At 63.7% G+C, this 17,279-nt stretch carries 16 protein-coding genes; 13 read left to right on the top strand and 3 right to left on the bottom strand.

The window, feature by feature from the left end; genetic code table 11:
• Positions 1–346: 346 nt before the first annotated feature.
• From FYB92_RS05645 to FYB92_RS05700, 12 genes are all read left to right on the top strand, one after another.
• Positions 347–1,036, top strand: a complete 690-nt coding sequence (locus FYB92_RS05645; protein WP_048859369.1) for a regulatory protein RecX — start codon at positions 347–349, stop codon at positions 1,034–1,036.
• A gap of 26 nt (positions 1,037–1,062) precedes the next feature.
• Positions 1,063–1,530, top strand: a complete 468-nt coding sequence (locus tag FYB92_RS05650) for a CHAP domain-containing protein (RefSeq protein ID WP_040513019.1) — start codon at positions 1,063–1,065, stop codon at positions 1,528–1,530.
• A 173-nt stretch (positions 1,531–1,703) separates the two neighbouring features.
• Positions 1,704–1,961, top strand: coding sequence for a twin-arginine translocase TatA/TatE family subunit (locus FYB92_RS05655; protein WP_040513023.1), 258 nt, complete (start codon positions 1,704–1,706; stop codon positions 1,959–1,961).
• 73 nt (positions 1,962–2,034) lie between these two features.
• A complete protein-coding gene (locus FYB92_RS05660) occupies positions 2,035–2,658 on the top strand; it encodes a methylthioribulose 1-phosphate dehydratase (protein ID WP_062809986.1) in 624 nt (207 codons plus the stop codon).
• Positions 2,655–3,224, top strand: a complete 570-nt coding sequence (locus FYB92_RS05665; protein ID WP_062809379.1) for an acireductone dioxygenase — start codon at positions 2,655–2,657, stop codon at positions 3,222–3,224. The genes FYB92_RS05660 and FYB92_RS05665 overlap by 4 nt, the downstream gene beginning before the upstream one ends.
• A 28-nt stretch (positions 3,225–3,252) precedes the next feature.
• Entirely contained in the window at positions 3,253–3,945 is a 693-nt protein-coding gene (mtnC, locus tag FYB92_RS05670; protein ID WP_040513027.1) for an acireductone synthase, read from the top strand.
• The gene (locus tag FYB92_RS05675) at positions 3,942–4,883 is read left to right on the top strand and encodes a bifunctional riboflavin kinase/FAD synthetase (protein ID WP_003622287.1); all 942 of its coding nucleotides are present in this window, start codon (positions 3,942–3,944) and stop codon (positions 4,881–4,883) included. Before mtnC ends, FYB92_RS05675 begins: the two co-directional genes overlap by 4 nt.
• Positions 4,884–5,016: 133 nt before the next feature.
• A complete protein-coding gene (gene ileS / locus FYB92_RS05680) occupies positions 5,017–7,890 on the top strand; it encodes an isoleucine--tRNA ligase (RefSeq protein ID WP_062809378.1) in 2,874 nt (957 codons plus the stop codon).
• Between the two features lie 26 nt (positions 7,891–7,916).
• Entirely contained in the window at positions 7,917–8,423 is a 507-nt protein-coding gene (gene lspA, locus FYB92_RS05685; RefSeq protein WP_003622291.1) for a signal peptidase II, read from the top strand.
• A 57-nt stretch (positions 8,424–8,480) separates the two neighbouring features.
• Positions 8,481–9,008, top strand: coding sequence for a DUF3035 domain-containing protein (locus FYB92_RS05690; RefSeq protein WP_003622294.1), 528 nt, complete (start codon positions 8,481–8,483; stop codon positions 9,006–9,008).
• A 114-nt stretch (positions 9,009–9,122) separates the two neighbouring features.
• Complete coding sequence (mutL, locus tag FYB92_RS05695) at positions 9,123–11,024, top strand: DNA mismatch repair endonuclease MutL (RefSeq protein WP_332828337.1); 1,902 nt, start codon at positions 9,123–9,125, stop codon at positions 11,022–11,024.
• 152 nt (positions 11,025–11,176) lie between these two features.
• Positions 11,177–12,694 carry an NADH-quinone oxidoreductase subunit M gene (locus tag FYB92_RS05700; RefSeq protein WP_332828338.1) on the top strand — a complete coding sequence of 506 codons (1,518 nt, stop codon included), beginning with the start codon at positions 11,177–11,179 and terminating at the stop codon, positions 12,692–12,694.
• Between the two features lie 319 nt (positions 12,695–13,013).
• Here the strand turns inward: FYB92_RS05700 and parE are convergent, their stop codons facing one another.
• Entirely contained in the window at positions 13,014–15,044 is a 2,031-nt protein-coding gene (gene parE, locus FYB92_RS05705; protein ID WP_003622299.1) for a DNA topoisomerase IV subunit B, read from the bottom strand.
• A gap of 157 nt (positions 15,045–15,201) precedes the next feature.
• On the bottom strand, positions 15,202–15,741 hold the full coding sequence (locus FYB92_RS05710; protein WP_003622301.1) for a hypothetical protein: 540 nt from the start codon (positions 15,739–15,741) through the stop codon (positions 15,202–15,204).
• A gap of 383 nt (positions 15,742–16,124) precedes the next feature.
• On the opposite strand from FYB92_RS05710, the gene FYB92_RS05715 reads away from it, so the two are divergent.
• Positions 16,125–16,523, top strand: a complete 399-nt coding sequence (locus FYB92_RS05715; protein WP_225578778.1) for a hypothetical protein — start codon at positions 16,125–16,127, stop codon at positions 16,521–16,523.
• A gap of 199 nt (positions 16,524–16,722) precedes the next feature.
• Here FYB92_RS05715 and FYB92_RS05720 read toward each other — a convergent pair whose 3' ends face one another.
• Positions 16,723–17,169: an Rrf2 family transcriptional regulator gene (locus tag FYB92_RS05720; RefSeq protein ID WP_040511131.1), complete on the bottom strand. Its 447-nt coding sequence runs from the start codon at positions 17,167–17,169 to the stop codon at positions 16,723–16,725.
• Positions 17,170–17,279 lie beyond the last annotated feature (110 nt).

A 17,279-nucleotide genomic window follows, 5' to 3' on the forward strand; every position in this document is an offset into this window, starting at 1 on the left:
ATGGGGCCTGCCGGATGCAGGTCGCGCCACGCCGCGCGGAATAGGAAAGAATATTGCCCAAATGACATGAATGCAACCACGGAGTCCGGCACGGCCTGCCATATCAGGGCCTGCCATATCCCTGGGGCCTCAAGTCATGTCCACAGGCCAATGACCCACGGGCACGTGTTATCGGGCATGTGTTATGTGGTGCGGGAGTGGGGGCAGGTTATGGTCCACGGCTGCGTATCGCGTGTGGGTGACAGATTGCCCCACGCTTGTATGTCAGGATGTGTATCGCGCCGCGGGACGGCGGATTGCCGTGGCATATCGCCTTGGGCGGGGAAGGTATGGCACAGTGCAGGTCATGACAGACCCCGACACGCCCCCCCGGCGCAAGTCCCCACGTCACGCCCGGCGCGTGGCGCGCGAGCCGCGTCGTCCCACCCCGGCAGGTCCCGCGCCCGACCGTGCGGCGTTGCGTGCGGCGGCGCTGGCCCATGTCGCGCGCTTTGCCACCACCATCGCGGGCATGGAACGTATGCTGGGCCGTGTGCTGCAACGCTGGGGCCGCCGTGCGGAGGCGGAAGGCATGGAACCGTCGCTGGTGACGCAGCACATCGCCGCCGCCGCACCCGACATTGCCGCCGTCATTGCGGATATGCAGGCGCTTGGGGCGGTCGATGATGCGCGCTTCAGCGAATCGCGCGCCCGTTCCCTGACGCGGGCGGGGCGGTCGCGTCGCGCGGTGGGCGCGCACCTGCAGGCGCGTGGCGTGGCGGCATCGGTGGTGGCGCAGGCGATGGAAGAGACGCTGGGCACCCGTGGTGAGGGCGCGCATGAAACCGAACTGGCCGCGGCGCTGGTATTCGTGCGCAAGCGCCGGGCCGGTCCCTTCATCAGCCCCGACTGCACCGATGACGAAGCCACCATGCGTGACCGCCGCGCGATGGAGGCGATGGCGCGATCAGGATTTTCGCGCGATATTGCCTGTCGCGCGCTGGGCATGGACGCGCAGGAGGCGGAGGAACGCATATGGCGCATGAAATCCGCATGACGTGTGATGGCGGGCGTGGGACGCGAATGTTGCTGCGTTTGGGGCGTGTCCTTGCGGTGGCTGTGCTGCCGGTGGTTGGCGGATGCGCAGGTGGCGGCAGTGGCAGCGGAAGCTGGCATGGCGCGTTGCAGTGCGCGCCCTATGCCCGGCAGGTGACGGGCGTGAACCTGCGTGGCGCGGCCGCAAGCTGGTGGGCGCAGGCGTCGGGGCAGTATCCACGCACCCATGCCCCACGCGCGGGCGCGGTGCTGGTGCTGCGCGCGACGGGGCGGCTGCCTGACGGGCATGTCGCGGTCGTGCGGTCCGTCCGTGGCCCGCGGGAGGTCGTTGTGGAGCAGGCGAACTGGGTGCCCGGCCGCATCGGGCGGGCGGACCCGGTCATTGATGTTTCGACTCGCAACGACTGGTCGCGGGTGCAGGTCTGGTGGAGCCCCATTCACGGCATGGGGAAAAGTGTCTATCCTGCATATGGTTTCATTCTGCCGCTCAGGTAATGCGCGGGGGCGGGGCCGATATGGTATCGCGCGGCGCAAAAGCGGCGAGGCAATGCTTGCATGGACGGGTTCGTGCCCTCATGTGATGGGGGGACGTGCCTGGCGCATGCCATGGCGGCATGGGTCACGGGAAAAACAGCTTTTGCGTCGGTGACGCGGGAATCGAGGATGTTATGGGTAGCTTGAGCTGGGGACATTGGCTGATCGTTCTTGCGGTCGTGCTCGTGCTGTTCGGGGGCGGGGGCAAGATCAGCTCGCTGATGGGCGACATGGCGCGCGGTATCAAGTCGTTCAAGAAGAACATGGCTGACGATGAACCCGTCACCCCGCCGCAGCAGGGCGCGGGCGGCCATATTTCAGGTCCGGCCACGCCACAGCGCGACGCAAGCTTCAGCGAAAGCGGGCAGCCGTCGGGCCAGAACGTGAAATGAAAACGCGCGACGCCATCCCGCAGGGCGGGGGCATCGCGTGACGTGGTGAGTCGCGAAATTGCGTGAAGGTTCGATGGACAAGGTTATTTCTTCCGACCCGCGCGCGGTCGCTGTCAGTGAGATCATCGCAGCCGGCCGTCGCATGGACCGCTTTGGCTGGGTGCCGGCAACGGCGGGGAACATCAGCCGCCGCCTGCCTGACGGGCTGATCGCGATCACGCGTTCGGGCGGGCACAAGGGCATGTTGACCCCCCATGGTGTGATCGAGGTCACGGCCGATGGCGCGCCCGTGCATGCAGGTGACCGGCCCAGCGCCGAAACCCTGCTGCATTGCCAGGTCTATGCAGCCTCGCCCCGTACCGGGGCTGTCCTGCACGGGCATTCCGTGGCCTCCACCGTGTTGTCGATGCTGGCGGGGGATTCGATCACCCTTGCGGGTTACGAAGTGCTCAAGGTGTTCGAGGGGCAGAAGACCCATGAGGCCAGCCTGCGCCTGCCGGTGTTCGACAATGATCAGGATATCGCACGCCTTGCCCGCGTCATTGCGCCGTACATGCCCGACATGCCGCTTGGCTATGTGATCCGTGGGCATGGTGTCTATGTCTGGGGGGATGACATGGATATGGCCCTTGCCCGGCTGGAGGGGCTCGAATTCCTTCTGGCGTGCGAGCTGGAGAAACGAAAGATCCGTCCATGAGCAGCCTTGCGCTTTATCGTGACGATGCGCCCGGCGCCCCGGTCGAACGCACGACAGATCCCGCGCGCATCGCGCAGGTGCTGCGTGCGATCGGTGTGCGTTTCGAACGGTGGGACAGCCCCGTCACCCCCGCACGCACCGCCCCGGCGGCGGACGTGCTGGCGGCATATCGCCCCTATCTCGATCAGTTGATGGGGGAAACGGGCGCGGGGTCCGCCGATGTCATCAGCATGCATGGCGCGGGCGAGGGGTGGGACGCCACCCGGCGCAAATTCCTGTGCGAACATATCCATGACGAGGACGAGATCCGGTTTTTCGTGCATGGACAGGGTGATTTCGTCCTGCATACCGACGGGCGGGTGTTCAATGTGCGCTGCACGGCGGGGGACCTGATTTCGGTGCCTGCGGGCATCCCCCACTGGTTCGATGGCGGGGCTGTTCCCGATTTTGTGGCGTTGCGGGTCTTTACCAACCCCGATGGCTGGATCGCACGGTATACCGGCGATGATATCGCCACCCGTTTTGCCGCCGCCGATGATGATAAAGGGTGTGAAATTGCCGTCTGATCCCGTATCGCCCAATATCGCGCCCCTCATGCCACCGCGTGTCGCCCTGCTGGATATCGAGGGGACGACCATTCCTGTCTCCTTCGTTCATGACGTGCTGTTTCCCTATGCCCGGCAGGCGTTGCCGGGATTGCTGCGCGATCACGCGGACGACCCGCAGGTCCGCGCGCAGGTGGCGGAGATTGCCCGCCTTGCCCCCGGTGTGCCGCCGCTGGCGCAGCTTGAGGCCTGGATGGACCGTGACGAGAAGGTCGCCCCGCTCAAGGCGTTGCAGGGAATGGCATGGGCGCAGGGCTATCGCACGGGGCACCTCAGTGCGCGTCTTTATCCCGATGTGCTGCCCGTGCTGCGTCTGTGGGCGGCGGCCGGGGTTGTGCTTGCGGTCTATTCGTCCGGTTCGGTTGCGGCGCAGGAACTGATTTATGGTCATACGGATGACGGCGACGTCACCGACCTGTTTTCCGGCTTCTACGATCTTGCCATGGGGGGGAAGCGCGTGGCGTCGAGCTATGCCAACATCGTGGCACGGGCCGGATGGGTGGCGGGCGACGTGCTGTTCCTGTCCGATGTGGTGGCCGAACTGGATGCGGCGGCGCAGGCGGGGCTGCGCACCTGCCAGATCGTGCGGCCCGAGGATGCGACATGTGCGGGCACCACGCACCCGGTGGCCGCAACCCTGATCGCGGCAGGGCGGATGTTCGGACTGCCGGTGCCGGCATGAAGGCGCACCTTCACACCGACTGGCGGGACATTCCCGCCGCCGCGCGCGGTACGGTCGCCGCGCTGGGTAATTTTGACGGGGTGCATCTGGGCCATGCCCACCTGCTGCGCACGTTGCGGGCCGCGCGGCCCGAAGGGGAACTGGCGGTCGTGACGTTCGAGCCACATCCGCGCGAACTGTTCCGCCCGCAGGATCCGCCCTTTCGCCTGACCCTGCCTGATGAACGGTTCTCAGCGCTTGTCGCGCTGGGTGTGCGGCACGTGTTCCAGATTCCCTTCACCCCTGAATTCAGTGCCATGAGTGCCGAGGAATTCGTAACCGGTGTCCTGCATGCGGGCCTTGGGGTGCGGCATGTCGCCTGTGGCGCGGATTTCGCGTTCGGCCATCGCAGGCGCGGTGATGTCGCCTTCCTTGCGCAGGAGGCGCATGACCTTGGTATCGGGCTGACGGTCGTGCCTGCATTGTGCGATGCGGCGGGGCCATATTCCTCCACCCGTATCCGCCGCCTGCTGCAAGAAGGGTATCCCGAACGCGCTGCGGACGAACTCGGCCGTGCATGGTCGATCCGCGGGCAGGTCGAACATGGGGACAAGCGCGGGCGCCTGCTGGGTTTCCCCACTGCGAATATCGCACTGGGCCGTCATCTGGAACCGGCGCGCGGGGTTTATGCCGTCAGTGTGCGCATGGGCGACGGGCGTGTCTGTCCCGGTGTCGCCAATATCGGGCGACGTCCCACCATCAATGACGGGCAGGTCAGCCGGCTGGAGGTCCACCTGCTGGATTTCGACGGGGACCTGTACGGGCAGACCCTGTCGGTTGCGCTGCATACTCTGCTGCGGGAGGAGCGTCGTTTCGACGGGCTTGACGCCCTGCGTGCGCAGATCGCGCGCGATACGCAGGCCGCGCGTGATTACCTGCTGGCGACAGGCGGGGCATGACGGGTGGGGCGTGTCGGTGTCGCGAAAGCTTGACCGCAGGCCCGCACCCTCCCCATAAGGTTGCGTTGCGGTTGTACGGGGCGTGTCCCGTCCCTCCATGTTTCTTTGGATCAAGCAGTCAGAAAACAGGGTCATGACCGAGTCAAAACCACAGGATCTCTATCGGGAGACGGTGTTCCTGCCCACCACCTCCTTTCCCATGCGCGGCAGCCTGCCGAAGCGGGAGCCCGAGATGCTGGCGCGCTGGGCCGAACAAAAGCTTGACGACAGCCTGCTTGAACAGGCGCAGGGGCGTCAGGTCTTCATGCTGCATGACGGGCCGCCCTATGCCAATGGCCATCTCCATATCGGCCATGCCCTGAACAAGATCCTCAAGGACGTCATCAACCGCGCACACCGCATGTCGGGCTATGGCATCCATTACGTGCCGGGCTGGGACTGTCACGGCCTGCCGATCGAATGGAAGATCGAGGAAGAATACCGCAAGCGCGGACAGGACAAGGACAGCGTGCCCGTCCTGCAGTTCCGTGCCGAATGCCGTGCCTATGCCCAGAAATGGCTGGATATCCAGGCAGCCGAGTTCCGCCGCCTTGGCGTGCAGGCGGAATGGGCGCGCCGTTACGCCACGATGGATTTCTCGTCCGAGGCGGCAATCGCGGGGGAGATCGGCAGGTTCCTGCTCAATGGCCTGCTGTATCGCGGCCTGCGTCCGGTGATGTGGAGCCCGGTGGAGAAAACCGCCCTGGCCGAGGCGGAGATCGAATATCGCGACCATGAATCCACCGCGATCCATGTCGCCTTTCCCGTCATCCATGATCCCACCCCGGCCCATGCGCTTGAAGATGTGTCGGCGGTCATCTGGACCACGACGCCGTGGACCATTCCCGCCAATCGCGCCATCGCCTATGGCCCGGACATCACCTATGCCGTGGTGCGGGTGGATGACGTGGCCGATGGCGCCCTGCTGGAACCGGAATCGAAGGTTCTGGTGGCGGAAGACCTGATCGAGCCGTTCTGCAAGGCGGCAGGGGTCAATGCGCATCATGTGCTCTATACCCTGCCCGGTCATGCGCTGAAGGGGGCGGTATGCGCCCATCCCCTGCGTGGTCAGGGGTATGATTTCGACGTGCCGGTCCTGCCGGGCGACCATGTCACGACCGAGGCGGGCACGGGCCTGGTCCATACCGCCCCCGCGCATGGCGAGGACGATTTCAACCTTGGCCGCCAGCACGGGCTGGAGATCACCGAACTGGTGATGGATGACGGTCGTTATGCCGACTGGGTGCCCCTGTTCGCGGGGCAGCACGTCTTTAAGGCGGCGGAGCCGGTCTGCACCGCGCTGGAGGCCGTCATGCGTCATGCCGCGCAGGAGGGACAGGCCCCGGCCGGGCTGGTGGCGCGTGCGACGCTGGTTCATTCCTATCCGCATTCATGGCGTTCGCGCGCGCCGATCATCTATCGCGCGACACCGCAATGGTTCATCCGCATGGATGGCGAAGGGGCGCTGCGCAAGCGTGCGCTCGCGGCGCTTGATGACGTGACGTTCGTCCCGGCGCAGTCGCGTAATCGCCTGACCTCCATGGTGGAAGGGCGTCCCGACTGGTGCATCAGCCGCCAGCGCGCCTGGGGGGTGCCGATCGCCGTGTTTGTGGAGAAGCGCACGGGCGAGGTCCTGCGTGATGCCGCCGTGATGAAGCGCGTGGTCGATGCATTCGCGGCCGAGGGCGCGGACGCGTGGTATGCCTCGCCCGCGTCGCGCTTCCTTGGCGAAGGGCGCAACCCCGATGATTACGAACAGGTGTTCGATATCGTCGATGTGTGGTTCGAAAGCGGATCGACCCATGCCTTTGTGCTGGGCCATGGCGACATGCCGTTTCCTGCGGATGTCTACCTCGAAGGGTCGGACCAGCATCGTGGCTGGTTCCAGTCCTCTCTGCTCGAAAGCGTGGGGACTAAGGGCATCGCGCCCTTCCGCACGCTGGTGACGAATGGCTTTGTCCTTGATGAGCAGGGCCGCAAGATGTCCAAGTCGCTGGGCAATGTCATTGCGCCGCAGGACGTCAATGATTCGCTTGGCGCGGATATTCTGCGCCTGTGGGTCATGAACTCCGACACCAACGAAGACCTGCGCATCGGCAAGGATATCCTCAAACAGCAGGGCGAGCTTTATCGCCGCCTGCGCAATACGCTGCGCTGGCTGCTGGGTGCGCTGGATGGCTTTGCCGAGGACGAGCGCGTCGCTTATGACGACCTGCCCGAACTCGAACGCTGGGTGCTGCACCGTCTGGGCGAACTGGGCGGGCTGGTGGCGCGCGCGGTGGAGACGCATGAATGGGTGGGGGTCTATCCCGCGCTGCATGGTTTCTGCGCCGCCGACCTTTCGGCGTTCTATTTCGACGTGCGCAAGGATACGATCTATTGCGATGCGGCCAGCAGCCTGAAGCGCCGCGCCGCGCGCACGGTTCTGGATCACCTGCATCGCTGCCTGTGCGCGTGGCTGGCCCCGGTGCTGGTCTTTACGGCAGAGGAAGCATGGCTGGCGCGGCCGGGCACGACGCAGAGCATCCATCTCCAGCCCTTTCCCGACATTCCGGCGCAATGGCACCAGCCCGCGCTGGAGGATCGCTGGGCCACGCTGCGCGGGGTGCGGCGCATCATCACGACCGAGATCGAGGCCGCGCGTCGTGACGGGGTTGTCGGATCTTCCCTGCAGGCCGCAGTGACGCTGCCCCTGTCAGAGGATGAGGCCACGGCCTTTGGCGATGTGGACTGGTGCGAACTCGCGATCGTGTCGCAGGTTGACATAAGTATCGAGGCGGGCAGCGCGTCGATCTATCTCGACACATCCGGCGATGCGCAGGGTGCGCCGCATGGCGGCCCGGTCATCCGTGCGGCGACGGGGCATAAATGCGCGCGCTGCTGGAAGGTGCTGGAGGAAGTGGGCACCGTGCCCGCCCATCCGCAACTGTGCCTGCGATGTGCCGATGTGGTGCAGGGCCGGGCGTGAGTTCGTCCGTCATGTCAGGATCTGGCATGTTGGAACCCACGCCGCGACGTCGGCGCAGGGCCAGCAAAATGGGCTGGACGGTCCTGTTCTTCTGTCTGGTCCTTGCCCTGGACCAGGCCACGAAGCACTGGATGCTGCACGGTTATGATCTGCCGGGACGGCAGAGTGTCGCCCTGTTGCCGGGGCTGAATTTCACCATGGTCTGGAACCATGCCATCACCTTCGGGATGTTGGGCGGTGCAGGCAGTGCCGGTCGGGTCATCTTTTCGGTCGTGGCGCTGTTTATTGTCGTGCTCCTGGGGCTGTGGGCGTCGCGCACGCCGCGTCCGTGGGTGGCGGGCGCGCTGGGTGCGATCATGGGCGGGGCCGTGGGCAATGTCATAGACCGGCTGCAGTTCGGGGCCGTGGTGGATTTTGTACACCTGCATGCGTACGGGTGGTCATGGCCGGTGTTCAACCTTGCCGATGCGGCGATAGATTGTGGCGTGGCCATCCTGATTATTGATAATCTTCTCGATCGCGACAGGGGATAGGACAGAATGTCAAAGCGGTGCTTGTCTAACTGTTGCATGGGCGGTAATAGGCGAATCATGGCATCCACGGCTTTTCGAACCCTCACTCTTGCGCTGGTCACGACAGGTGGTCTTTCCCTGACCGGCTGTTCGGGTGGGGACGTCTCACGCGCGTTTGGCCTCGAACGCAGCATGCCCGACGAATATACCGTAACCACGCGCACGCCGCTGTCGATGCCGCCCTCGGACGAGCTTGGCGCGCCAAGCAGTGCCGCGGTCCAGCGCGCGCAGGAATCCAACCCGCGCATGCAGGCGCTGGAAACCCTGTCGCCCAACGTCGCCCTGCAGGGCACGTATGGTGATAACAGCCCCGGACAGACCGCGCTGGTGGGGGAGGCGAACGAGGCCTCCAACGCCCCGGACAAGGGGGAACTGGGCAAGGCGGGCACGAGCTTTGTCGATCACCTGATGTTCTGGCATGGGGGTGGCGCAGGGAATGTTGTCAACGCCAAGGCCGAAAATGCCCGCCTGCGCGAGGATTCGGCTCTGGGTCGCAACCTGACGCAGGGTGCGACCCCGACGGTATCCGCCGCGCCCAAGAAGTAACCTGCCGTCATGATGGCAGGTCCTGATTTTCCCTGATACGAAGGTGCGTCCGCGCCCCTGCACCCTTGCTGCGCATGCTGGCGGTGTTGGGGTGGGGCGTCCATGATGCCACCTATGACAGAACATCCCCCCATCGCGGACCGTCCCGTGATCCGTCGCCTGTCCGAACAGGTCGTCAACCGCATTGCGGCGGGCGAGGTCATTGAACGACCGGCGGCGGCACTCAAGGAACTGGTGGAAAATGCGCTCGATTCCGGGGCGCAGCGGATTTCGGTCGCATTGCTGCATGGTGGCATTGAACGTATCGAGGTGATCGACGATGGCTGCGGCATGACGCCCGATGACCTGCGCCTTGCGGTGGAGCGTCATTGCACGTCAAAGCTGTCGGACGAGACGCTGGTGCGGATCGCGACCCTTGGTTTCCGTGGGGAGGCGCTGCCGTCGATCGGGGCTGCGGCACGTCTTAACGTGACCTCACGCACGCGGGGGGCGCCCACCGCATGGTCCATCCGCGTCGAAGGGGGCCGGGTGGACGAACCGCGTCCCTGTGCCGGGGTGGTGGGCACCTGTGTCGTGGTGGAAGACCTGTTTTTTGCAACCCCCGCGCGACGCAAGTTCCTCAAGAGTGCGCGGGTGGAGTCGGGCCATGCGGAAAACACCGTCCGCCGCCTCGCCCTGTCGGCCCCGCATGTGGCCTTCCGCCTGCAGTTCGATCAACGTGTCGTCCTTGACCTTCCGGCGCAGGACATGGCGGCGCGGGCTGCGGCCATCCTGGATGCCGGGCAGGCCGATGGCCTGATCCCGGTGGAGGCGGAGCGCGGGGACCTGCGCCTGTCGGGCTATATCTGTGCGCCTTCGGTGCATCGTGCGACGGCCAATGGGCAACTGCTGCTGGTGAACGGGCGTCCGGTGGTGGACCCGGTGCTGCGTACGGCGGTGCGTGTGGCGTATCGCAACGTCATGGAACATGGCCGCCACGCGGTCGTGGCCCTGTCATTGCAGATCCCGCCAGAGCAGGTGGACGTCAATGTCCATCCCGCCAAGACCGAACTGCGTTACGCCGATGCGGCGGCCGTGCGTGCGCTGGTGATTGGTGCGCTGGGCCGGGCGTTGGGAATCGGTGCGGGCGTCGCAGGCGTGCGGCCCGGCCTGTTACAGTCGCGGCCCGCAGGTGGGGCGCGCATCTGGTATCCACCTGAACCAGCATCAGCCCCGCCGGTATCGCCGGTGCAGATGTCGCCATTTCCGCCGGATGGGGATGATGGACCGCCGATGGCCGAAGGCGTCGCCGAACGCCGCCTGCCGCTGATGGATATCGCACCGGGCGCGCGTCAGGTGGTCAGATGGTCAGAGGCGGATATCCCCGCGGTGCAAGGGGCTGTGTCCTCCCCTATGCTTAATCCGGAACCCGCGGCTGATTTCCCCCTTGGCGCTGCCGTGGCGCAGGTTCTGGGCACCTATATCCTTGCGGAAACCGCGCGGGGGGAACTTGTTCTGGTGGATCAGCATGCGGCCCATGAACGCCTGACGCACGAACGCTTGCGTGCGCAGTATCTGGGCGGTGAGATCCGTGCGCAGCGCCTGCTACTGCCCGAGGTGGTGAACATGCCCAGGGGGCAGGCCGACCTGCTGATGTCCTTTGCCGATACGCTGTCAGCCCTCGGACTCGAAATTGATGCCTTTGGTGGCGATGCGGTCATGGTGCGCACCGTGCCAGCCCTGCTGGGTGGGGGGAATGCAGCCGCGATGCTGCGTGACCTGGCAGAAGAACTGGCGGAGGATGAACTTCTGGCCCCGGCGCAGGCCCAGGCAGTCGATGGGCGGCTGGATGCGATCATCGCACGCATGGCCTGTCATGGCAGTGTGCGGGCGGGCCGACGCCTTACACACGAGGAAATGAACGCCCTGCTGCGTGACATGGAACGAACCCCGCGCGCCGGGACCTGTTCACATGGTCGGCCCACGTGGCTGAAGCTGGAAAAAGGCGATCTGGAGCGGATGTTCGGCCGTCGCTGAGGTTGCTGCGCATGCTGTCATCATGATGCGTAAGAAGGGGGTGCAGGGGGGCTGGGGCCTCCTGCTCGGCAGAACGTGAGCGGCAGGCGGCTGGATTTCATTTCCGTAATGTCCCTAAGTTCGGTCCATCTTTCCATGGCGATGAGACTGACGTGCACCCGATCCTGCTTTCCCTCGTCACATATCTGCCCCTAGGGGGCGTTCTGGCCATCATGCTGACGCGAGGTACGACCGAAGCGGTCGAGACCTCTGCGCGGTGGGTGGCGTTGTGGACCAGTGCGATCGTGTTCGTCCTGTCCGTGGTCATGTGGGTGCAGTTCGATCCCACCCATATCGGGTTGCAGTTCGAGCAGCGTGCGACATGGGCGTCCGCCTTTGGCGTGTCGTACCATGCTGGTGTGGACGGCATCAGCCTGATGTTCGTGCTGCTTTCTACCTTCCTGACCCCGCTTGCGATTATTGGCGGATGGAAATTGGTGAATACGCGGGTGCGTGATTACATGGTGGCGATGCTGCTGCTGGAAACCACGCTGATTGGCCTGTTTTCCGCGCAGGACCTCGTGCTGTTCTATGTTTTCTATGAAGCGACGCTCCTGCCCGGCAGCCTGATGATCGGGATCTGGGGCGGGCCGAAACGTGTCTGGGCTTCGTTGCAGTTCTTCCTGTTCACGTTTGGTGGGTCGCTGTTCATGCTGATCGCGCTGCTGGTGATGTGGAACGTGGCGGGCACCACCGATATCCCGGCCTTGCAGCATGCCTCCTTCTCCCACGCGATGCAGGGCTGGTTGCTGGCGGGGTTCATCCTGGCATTTGGGGTGAAGCTGCCGCTGTTTCCGCTGCATGCATGGCTGCCCGATGCCTATACCGAGGCCCCGACCCCTGCCTCGGTCATGTTGTCGGGTGTACTGTCAAAGGCCGGGGCCTATGGCCTGCTGCGCTTTGGCGTGCTGATGTTCCCGGATGCGGCGCGGGTGTTTGCGCCCTATATCCTGACGCTGGGCGTTGTGGCCGTTATTTATGCCGCGATCATCGCGCTGGCGCAGACGGACATGAAACGGGTGATCGCCTATTCCTCCTTTTCCCATATGGGGGTGATCGCGATCGGGCTGTTCACCCTGACGCCAGAGGGAATCGACGGCGCGATCTTCCAGATGCTGTCCCATGGTATCGTGATCGCGGCACTGTTCTTTTGTGTCTCTGCCGTGTCATGGCGTGCGGAAACACGTGAGATTTCGGCCCTTGCCGGGGTCGCGCACAAAATGCCTGTGCTGGCGACGCTGACGATGTTGTTCGTGATGGCCAATATCGGCCTGCCGGGTACAGGGGCGTTCGTGGGCGAACTGCTGGTGATGGTCGGTGCGATCCATGTGTCCTTCTGGCTGGCGTTCCTTGGCGGGTCGAGCATGATCCTCGGGGCGGTCTATATGCTGGTTCTGTATCGCCGCGTGATGTTCGGGCAGGGGGCAGGGGGTATGGTCGCCCTCCTGCGGGACCTGACCGGCCCCGAACTTGCGGTGCTGGTGCCCCTGGCGGTGGTGACGTTATGGATGGGTATCCATCCGGGTACTTTCCTGCGGGTGTTCAACCCGACGGTCAGCAGCCTTGTGCAACCCGCCCCGGTCGTTGCATCCGACAGTATGGCCCCCGTGGCGCAGACTGCGGCCGGCTAGGGCTGGGCGGGATTGCCCCGCCTTTCCCTGAGCACAGGTGGGAGCGGCCCGGAAAAGAGATGTCAGTAACGCAATAAAAACAAAGAACGTTTTTGGAAAATCTGGTCCTGGAAAGTGTCCAGAGGCGTTACTTTTTTGGGGGGATGGCCGCGCGTAAGGACTTTCGCCCTGTCCTCCCAATGGGGCGTTTTCAAACAGTCCAGAAAGAAAAAGGACGCCACCACCATAGTATCGGTGGGGCGTCCTTTTCAGTTTTCGTGCAAACAGTTTCCCCAGACTGCCTTCCATTTGGCATGGGAATAGAAGGTGGGCTGTTCCCTCAGATATCGAGGTTTTCCACCTGCCGGGCATGTTCCTGAATGAACTGGAAACGCAGCTCAGGCTTGCGTCCCATCAGGTGTTCGACCCGTTCGCGTGTCAGGTTGCTGTCTTCGATCGGGGTGACGACCTTCAGCAGCGTCCTGTGCTTCGGGTCCATGGTTGTCTGCTTCAGGTCCGATGGTGGCATTTCGCCAAGCCCCTTGAAGCGTGAAACCTCGACCTTTGCATTGGGCTTGAACTCGCGCTTCAGCCTGCGTTCACGATCACCATCGTTCATCGCATAGACGGTCTTGCCTCCCTGCGTCAGGCGATAGAGCGGCGGTTGTGCAAGGTAGAGATGCCCGCCACGGATCAGCGCCGGCAGTTCACGATAGAAGAACGTCATCAGCAGTGACGCGATATGCGCGCCATCCACGTCGGCGTCGGTCATGATGATGATACGGCCATAGCGCAGGCGGCTGGCGTCGAAATGTTCGCCAATGCCACAGCCAAGTGCCTCCACAAGGTCGCGCAGTTCCTGGTTCGCGCGCAGTTTCTCTGCCGAGGCGCTGGCGACGTTCAGGATCTTGCCACGCAGGGGCAGGACGGCCTGTGTCTCGCGATTGCGGGCCTGTTTGGCCGACCCACCGGCCGAGTCCCCCTCCACAAGGAAGATTTCCGTCTCGGCGGCATTTTCACGGGTGCAGTCCGTAAGTTTCCCCGGCAGGCGCAGGCGGCGTGTCGCACTCTTGCGCGGGGTGTCCTTCATTTCCTTGCGGCGCAGGCGTTCTTCGGCGCGTTCGATCACGACCGCAAGCAGGTTATCCGCCTGTGGCGGGTTGCCCGCCAGCCAGTGGTCGAACCGGTCGCGCAGCGCCGTTTCCACCAGGCGGCTTGCTTCCCCGCTGGTCAGCTTTTCCTTGGTCTGGCCCTGGAATTGCGGGTCGCGGATAAAGACCGACAGCTTGGCAGAGATAAGGCCCATGATGTCATCGGCATTGATCGTGGCCGCGCGCTTGTTGGATCGCTGTTCGCCCCAGTTGCGCAGCCCCTTGGTCAATGCGGTGCGAAAGCCGGTTTCATGTGTGCCGCCATTGGGGGTCGGGATGGTGTTGCAGTATGACGAAAGCCCTGTCGTCCCGCGTTCGACAAACGCGATGGCCCATTCCATGCGTCCGGTGCTTTCGCCATCCACGGCCGTCGGCAGGTCCGCATCCCCGGCCCAGATGTCGGTCAGCAGCGCGGTATTGCCCAGTTCGTCACGCAGGCTGTCGGCCAGGCCCCCGGGAAAATGCAGGACGGATTCCGCCGGGACGTCCGTGCCCTTTATCAGGGCCGGATCGCATGACCAGCGGATGGTGACGCCCCGGAACAGGAATGCCTTGGACCGGCACAGGCGGTACAGGCGCAGGGGCGAGAAATGGAGCTTTCCGAAAATCTGCGGGTCGGGGACAAAGCGGATCTGCGTGCCTCGCCTGTTCTGCGTCGGGCCGACCTCTTCGATCGGGGCAAGAGGGATGCCGCGTTCATAAACCTGCTGCCACACTGTCCGATCGCGCGCGATCTCCACCTCCATCCGGGCGGACAGGGCGTTGACCACCGACGATCCCACGCCATGCAGGCCACCGGATGTGGCATAGGCCTTGCCCGAGAACTTGCCCCCCGCATGCAGCGTCGTCAGGATGACCTCCAGCGCTGAACGCTGCGGGAATTTGGGGTGCGGGTCAACCGGGATGCCACGCCCGTTATCACGGATCGTCAGCCAGTTCCCTGCCTCCAGCGACACGTCGATGACAGAGGCATGGCCCGCCACGGCTTCGTCCATCGCGTTATCAAGGATTTCGGACGCCAGGTGATGATAGGCGGTTTCATCCGTGCCGCCGATATACATGCCAGGACGCCGACGCACGGGTTCAAGCCCCTCCAGCACCTCGATCGCACTGGCGTCGTAATCTTCGCTCCCGGCCCGTGGGGCGTCAGCAGGGGCGCGGGATTTGCGTGCCTGTGTCCGGCGTTGGGCGGCGGGCTTGGAGAAAAGATCGTCGTTCATGAACTGTTCTTTGTGCTTTCAGACCGTGTGATGTCAAGACATAGACACCTGCACGCGGCCATAATGCCCGATGCGTGGGGGGATGCACGCAAAAAAGGCCGGACACATGGACCGGCCTTTTTCCTTGTTTACACCATGGCTGCCGGGCTTGCCCGTATCAGCTTCGGACCGTGCGGCGTGTGGAACGTGTGCTGGAGCGCGTGGCTGCGGGCGCGGGATGGTTGGGCGCCGTGCATGTCAGGTAGGACGCGGGCTGCAAGATGTCCTTGGCCTGTGCATAGTTCGACAGGTCGGCAGCACTTTCGAGGACCTGCACCTCGTCAAACATCGACATGCGCTGCTGGCAGAAGGCGGTGCCGGATTTCAGACCGCGCTCGGACTGCACGTTTGCAAGCTGCGTGATGTAATCGTCATGCTGGCGCTGTGCGCTGCGGCCATAGGTGGTGCGGAAATAGGCCGTCAGGACCTTTTCCTCGCCCGCCAGCTTGGGGCGGAATTTGGTGACGAAGCTGTTGTACTTGTCCTGTGCGCCACATGACAGGGCAGTGACCATCAGTTCACTCTTGAGCCCCTGCACATCGAATGCCTCGTGCGCGGGGGAAGGGGAGCACGGACCGGCGGCCAGCGCATGGCCAGAGTTGACAAGGCCGGCAAGAGCGAGGCCAGCGGCCGCGGCGCGCCAAAAGGACAAAGACATCAGGACGGTTCTCCAGATCTTGCGGCGTGAGTGTCGCCGGATCCGTGGACCCCCACATGAACCGGCAAAAATGAAATGCTGACAGGCTCTATACCCTAATCGGATATCGGCCAAAAGGGAGGGGAGATGCCCCCGGACAAAAAAAGTGCATACCCTGCCGTCATAGTCACCGACTCGTGTGGATCAAGGATAGGTCTTTCACCTGCGGCCATGTTGCTCTAGAGCGGGGCGGTGGCAGTCTGTCCTCCATGTGTCCCGCGCCGGGTGCGTTCGGGCCGGACGGGCATGCCGGATGGATGCGATTACTAGAGAGCGGAGCTGATCGAGTGCGACTGCGACTGTCTGCAATGATGATGACGACGGGCGTTCTGCTCGCCGGATGTATGAACAAACCGGCTGTGAATCTCGGCGGTCCCCCCAACCCCTACAATTACATGAAGGTGTCGGGCCTGTGCCATACGGACCCGCTGGCATCGACCGGCAAGGATACGCAGGCCACCACGATGCAGGTGCGCAGCGACGACGGATATTGCGCGGTTGAGGTGCGCAAGCCTGACGGCCATGCCTATGCATCCTTTGGGGTGTCGCCCGCGCCGGAACATGGCAAGGCCTTCATCTACAACTATAACGATCACACTTATGTGACATATACGGCGAACACTGCCTATGCCGGCAATGACACGTTCCGTGTGCAACTGATCCGTGGGGAAAAGGAACCGCGCGATACGCTGAACATCACGGCCCATGTCGAAGCGCCGGGCGTCGGCACCGCGGCAAAATAACCGGGGTCATGGTCCCTGCATGATCCCATGCATCCGTGGCGGCCTGCTGCGGATGCGTGCCCCTGTCGTGGGGAAAATTATTCGGATACGCGTCCGAAACCCGTCAGAAGCCGCTGATGTCGTCCATATTTACAAAGGCGACGGGACATGTGCCATCGTAATGGCGCGATCGCGTCGGGCCTGCCTGTAAGGTGGCCCCTCAGATGGAAAATGTAATGGGTTCGGGCAGGGGGCGGCGCATGCCGCTATGTTCAGCCCGTTTCACAAGGTCATCGAGCGTCAGCTTGCGACATCGTTTTTCGACCGTGTCGTCCAGCTCTTTCCAGCACGGTTCGATCACTTTTTCAAAAAGCTGGCCTGTCGGGCCGCCATCGGTGGATTCGTCCGCCGTCACAACCTCCAGAATATCGGACAGCAGGATGTCGCGGCGCGGACGGCCAAGGCGATAGCCCCCACGCGGGCCACGGATGCTTTCCAACAGTCCGGAGCGTGACAGCGTCTGCAGCAGGGGTTCGATCCCACGGCGCGCCAGATTCGCGCGATCGGCAATGTCCGCCGCACTGACGGTTCCATTGCGCCCCGCATGAAATGCCACGTCAAGCATGATCAGTATCGCGATCATGGTCCTGTCACACCGAAGAAGCATATCGTACGGTCCTGTTTGTGAAACAAAGTTGCCTGTCGTGAATTTATCAGCAATTGCCCGGATGATCCACGCTTCTGTTCATCGTGACAGTGGATTATGTCAGGGAACAC

It is taken from the genome of Novacetimonas sp. GS1 (genome assembly GCF_036686925.1).
GTDB lineage: Bacteria > Pseudomonadota > Alphaproteobacteria > Acetobacterales > Acetobacteraceae > Novacetimonas > Novacetimonas hansenii.

Bases quoted from the DNA above. Each gene is read 5' to 3' on its own strand.
- FYB92_RS05690 (WP_003622294.1), top strand. From the start codon at position 8,481: ATGGCATCCACGGCTTTTCGAACCCTCACTCTTGCGCTGGTCACGACA.
- FYB92_RS05655 (WP_040513023.1), top strand. From the start codon at position 1,704: ATGGGTAGCTTGAGCTGGGGACATTGGCTGATCGTTCTTGCGGTCGTG.
- FYB92_RS05715 (WP_225578778.1), top strand. From the start codon at position 16,125: ATGAACAAACCGGCTGTGAATCTCGGCGGTCCCCCCAACCCCTACAAT.
- parE (WP_003622299.1), bottom strand. From the start codon at position 15,044: ATGAACGACGATCTTTTCTCCAAGCCCGCCGCCCAACGCCGGACACAG.
- mutL (WP_332828337.1), top strand. From the start codon at position 9,123: ATGACAGAACATCCCCCCATCGCGGACCGTCCCGTGATCCGTCGCCTG.
- mtnC (WP_040513027.1), top strand. From the start codon at position 3,253: ATGCCACCGCGTGTCGCCCTGCTGGATATCGAGGGGACGACCATTCCT.
- lspA (WP_003622291.1), top strand. From the start codon at position 7,917: ATGTTGGAACCCACGCCGCGACGTCGGCGCAGGGCCAGCAAAATGGGC.
- FYB92_RS05660 (WP_062809986.1), top strand. From the start codon at position 2,035: ATGGACAAGGTTATTTCTTCCGACCCGCGCGCGGTCGCTGTCAGTGAG.
- ileS (WP_062809378.1), top strand. From the start codon at position 5,017: ATGACCGAGTCAAAACCACAGGATCTCTATCGGGAGACGGTGTTCCTG.
- FYB92_RS05710 (WP_003622301.1), bottom strand. From the start codon at position 15,741: ATGTCTTTGTCCTTTTGGCGCGCCGCGGCCGCTGGCCTCGCTCTTGCC.
- FYB92_RS05675 (WP_003622287.1), top strand. From the start codon at position 3,942: ATGAAGGCGCACCTTCACACCGACTGGCGGGACATTCCCGCCGCCGCG.
- FYB92_RS05665 (WP_062809379.1), top strand. From the start codon at position 2,655: ATGAGCAGCCTTGCGCTTTATCGTGACGATGCGCCCGGCGCCCCGGTC.
- FYB92_RS05645 (WP_048859369.1), top strand. From the start codon at position 347: ATGACAGACCCCGACACGCCCCCCCGGCGCAAGTCCCCACGTCACGCC.
- FYB92_RS05720 (WP_040511131.1), bottom strand. From the start codon at position 17,169: ATGCTTCTTCGGTGTGACAGGACCATGATCGCGATACTGATCATGCTT.
- FYB92_RS05650 (WP_040513019.1), top strand. From the start codon at position 1,063: ATGTTGCTGCGTTTGGGGCGTGTCCTTGCGGTGGCTGTGCTGCCGGTG.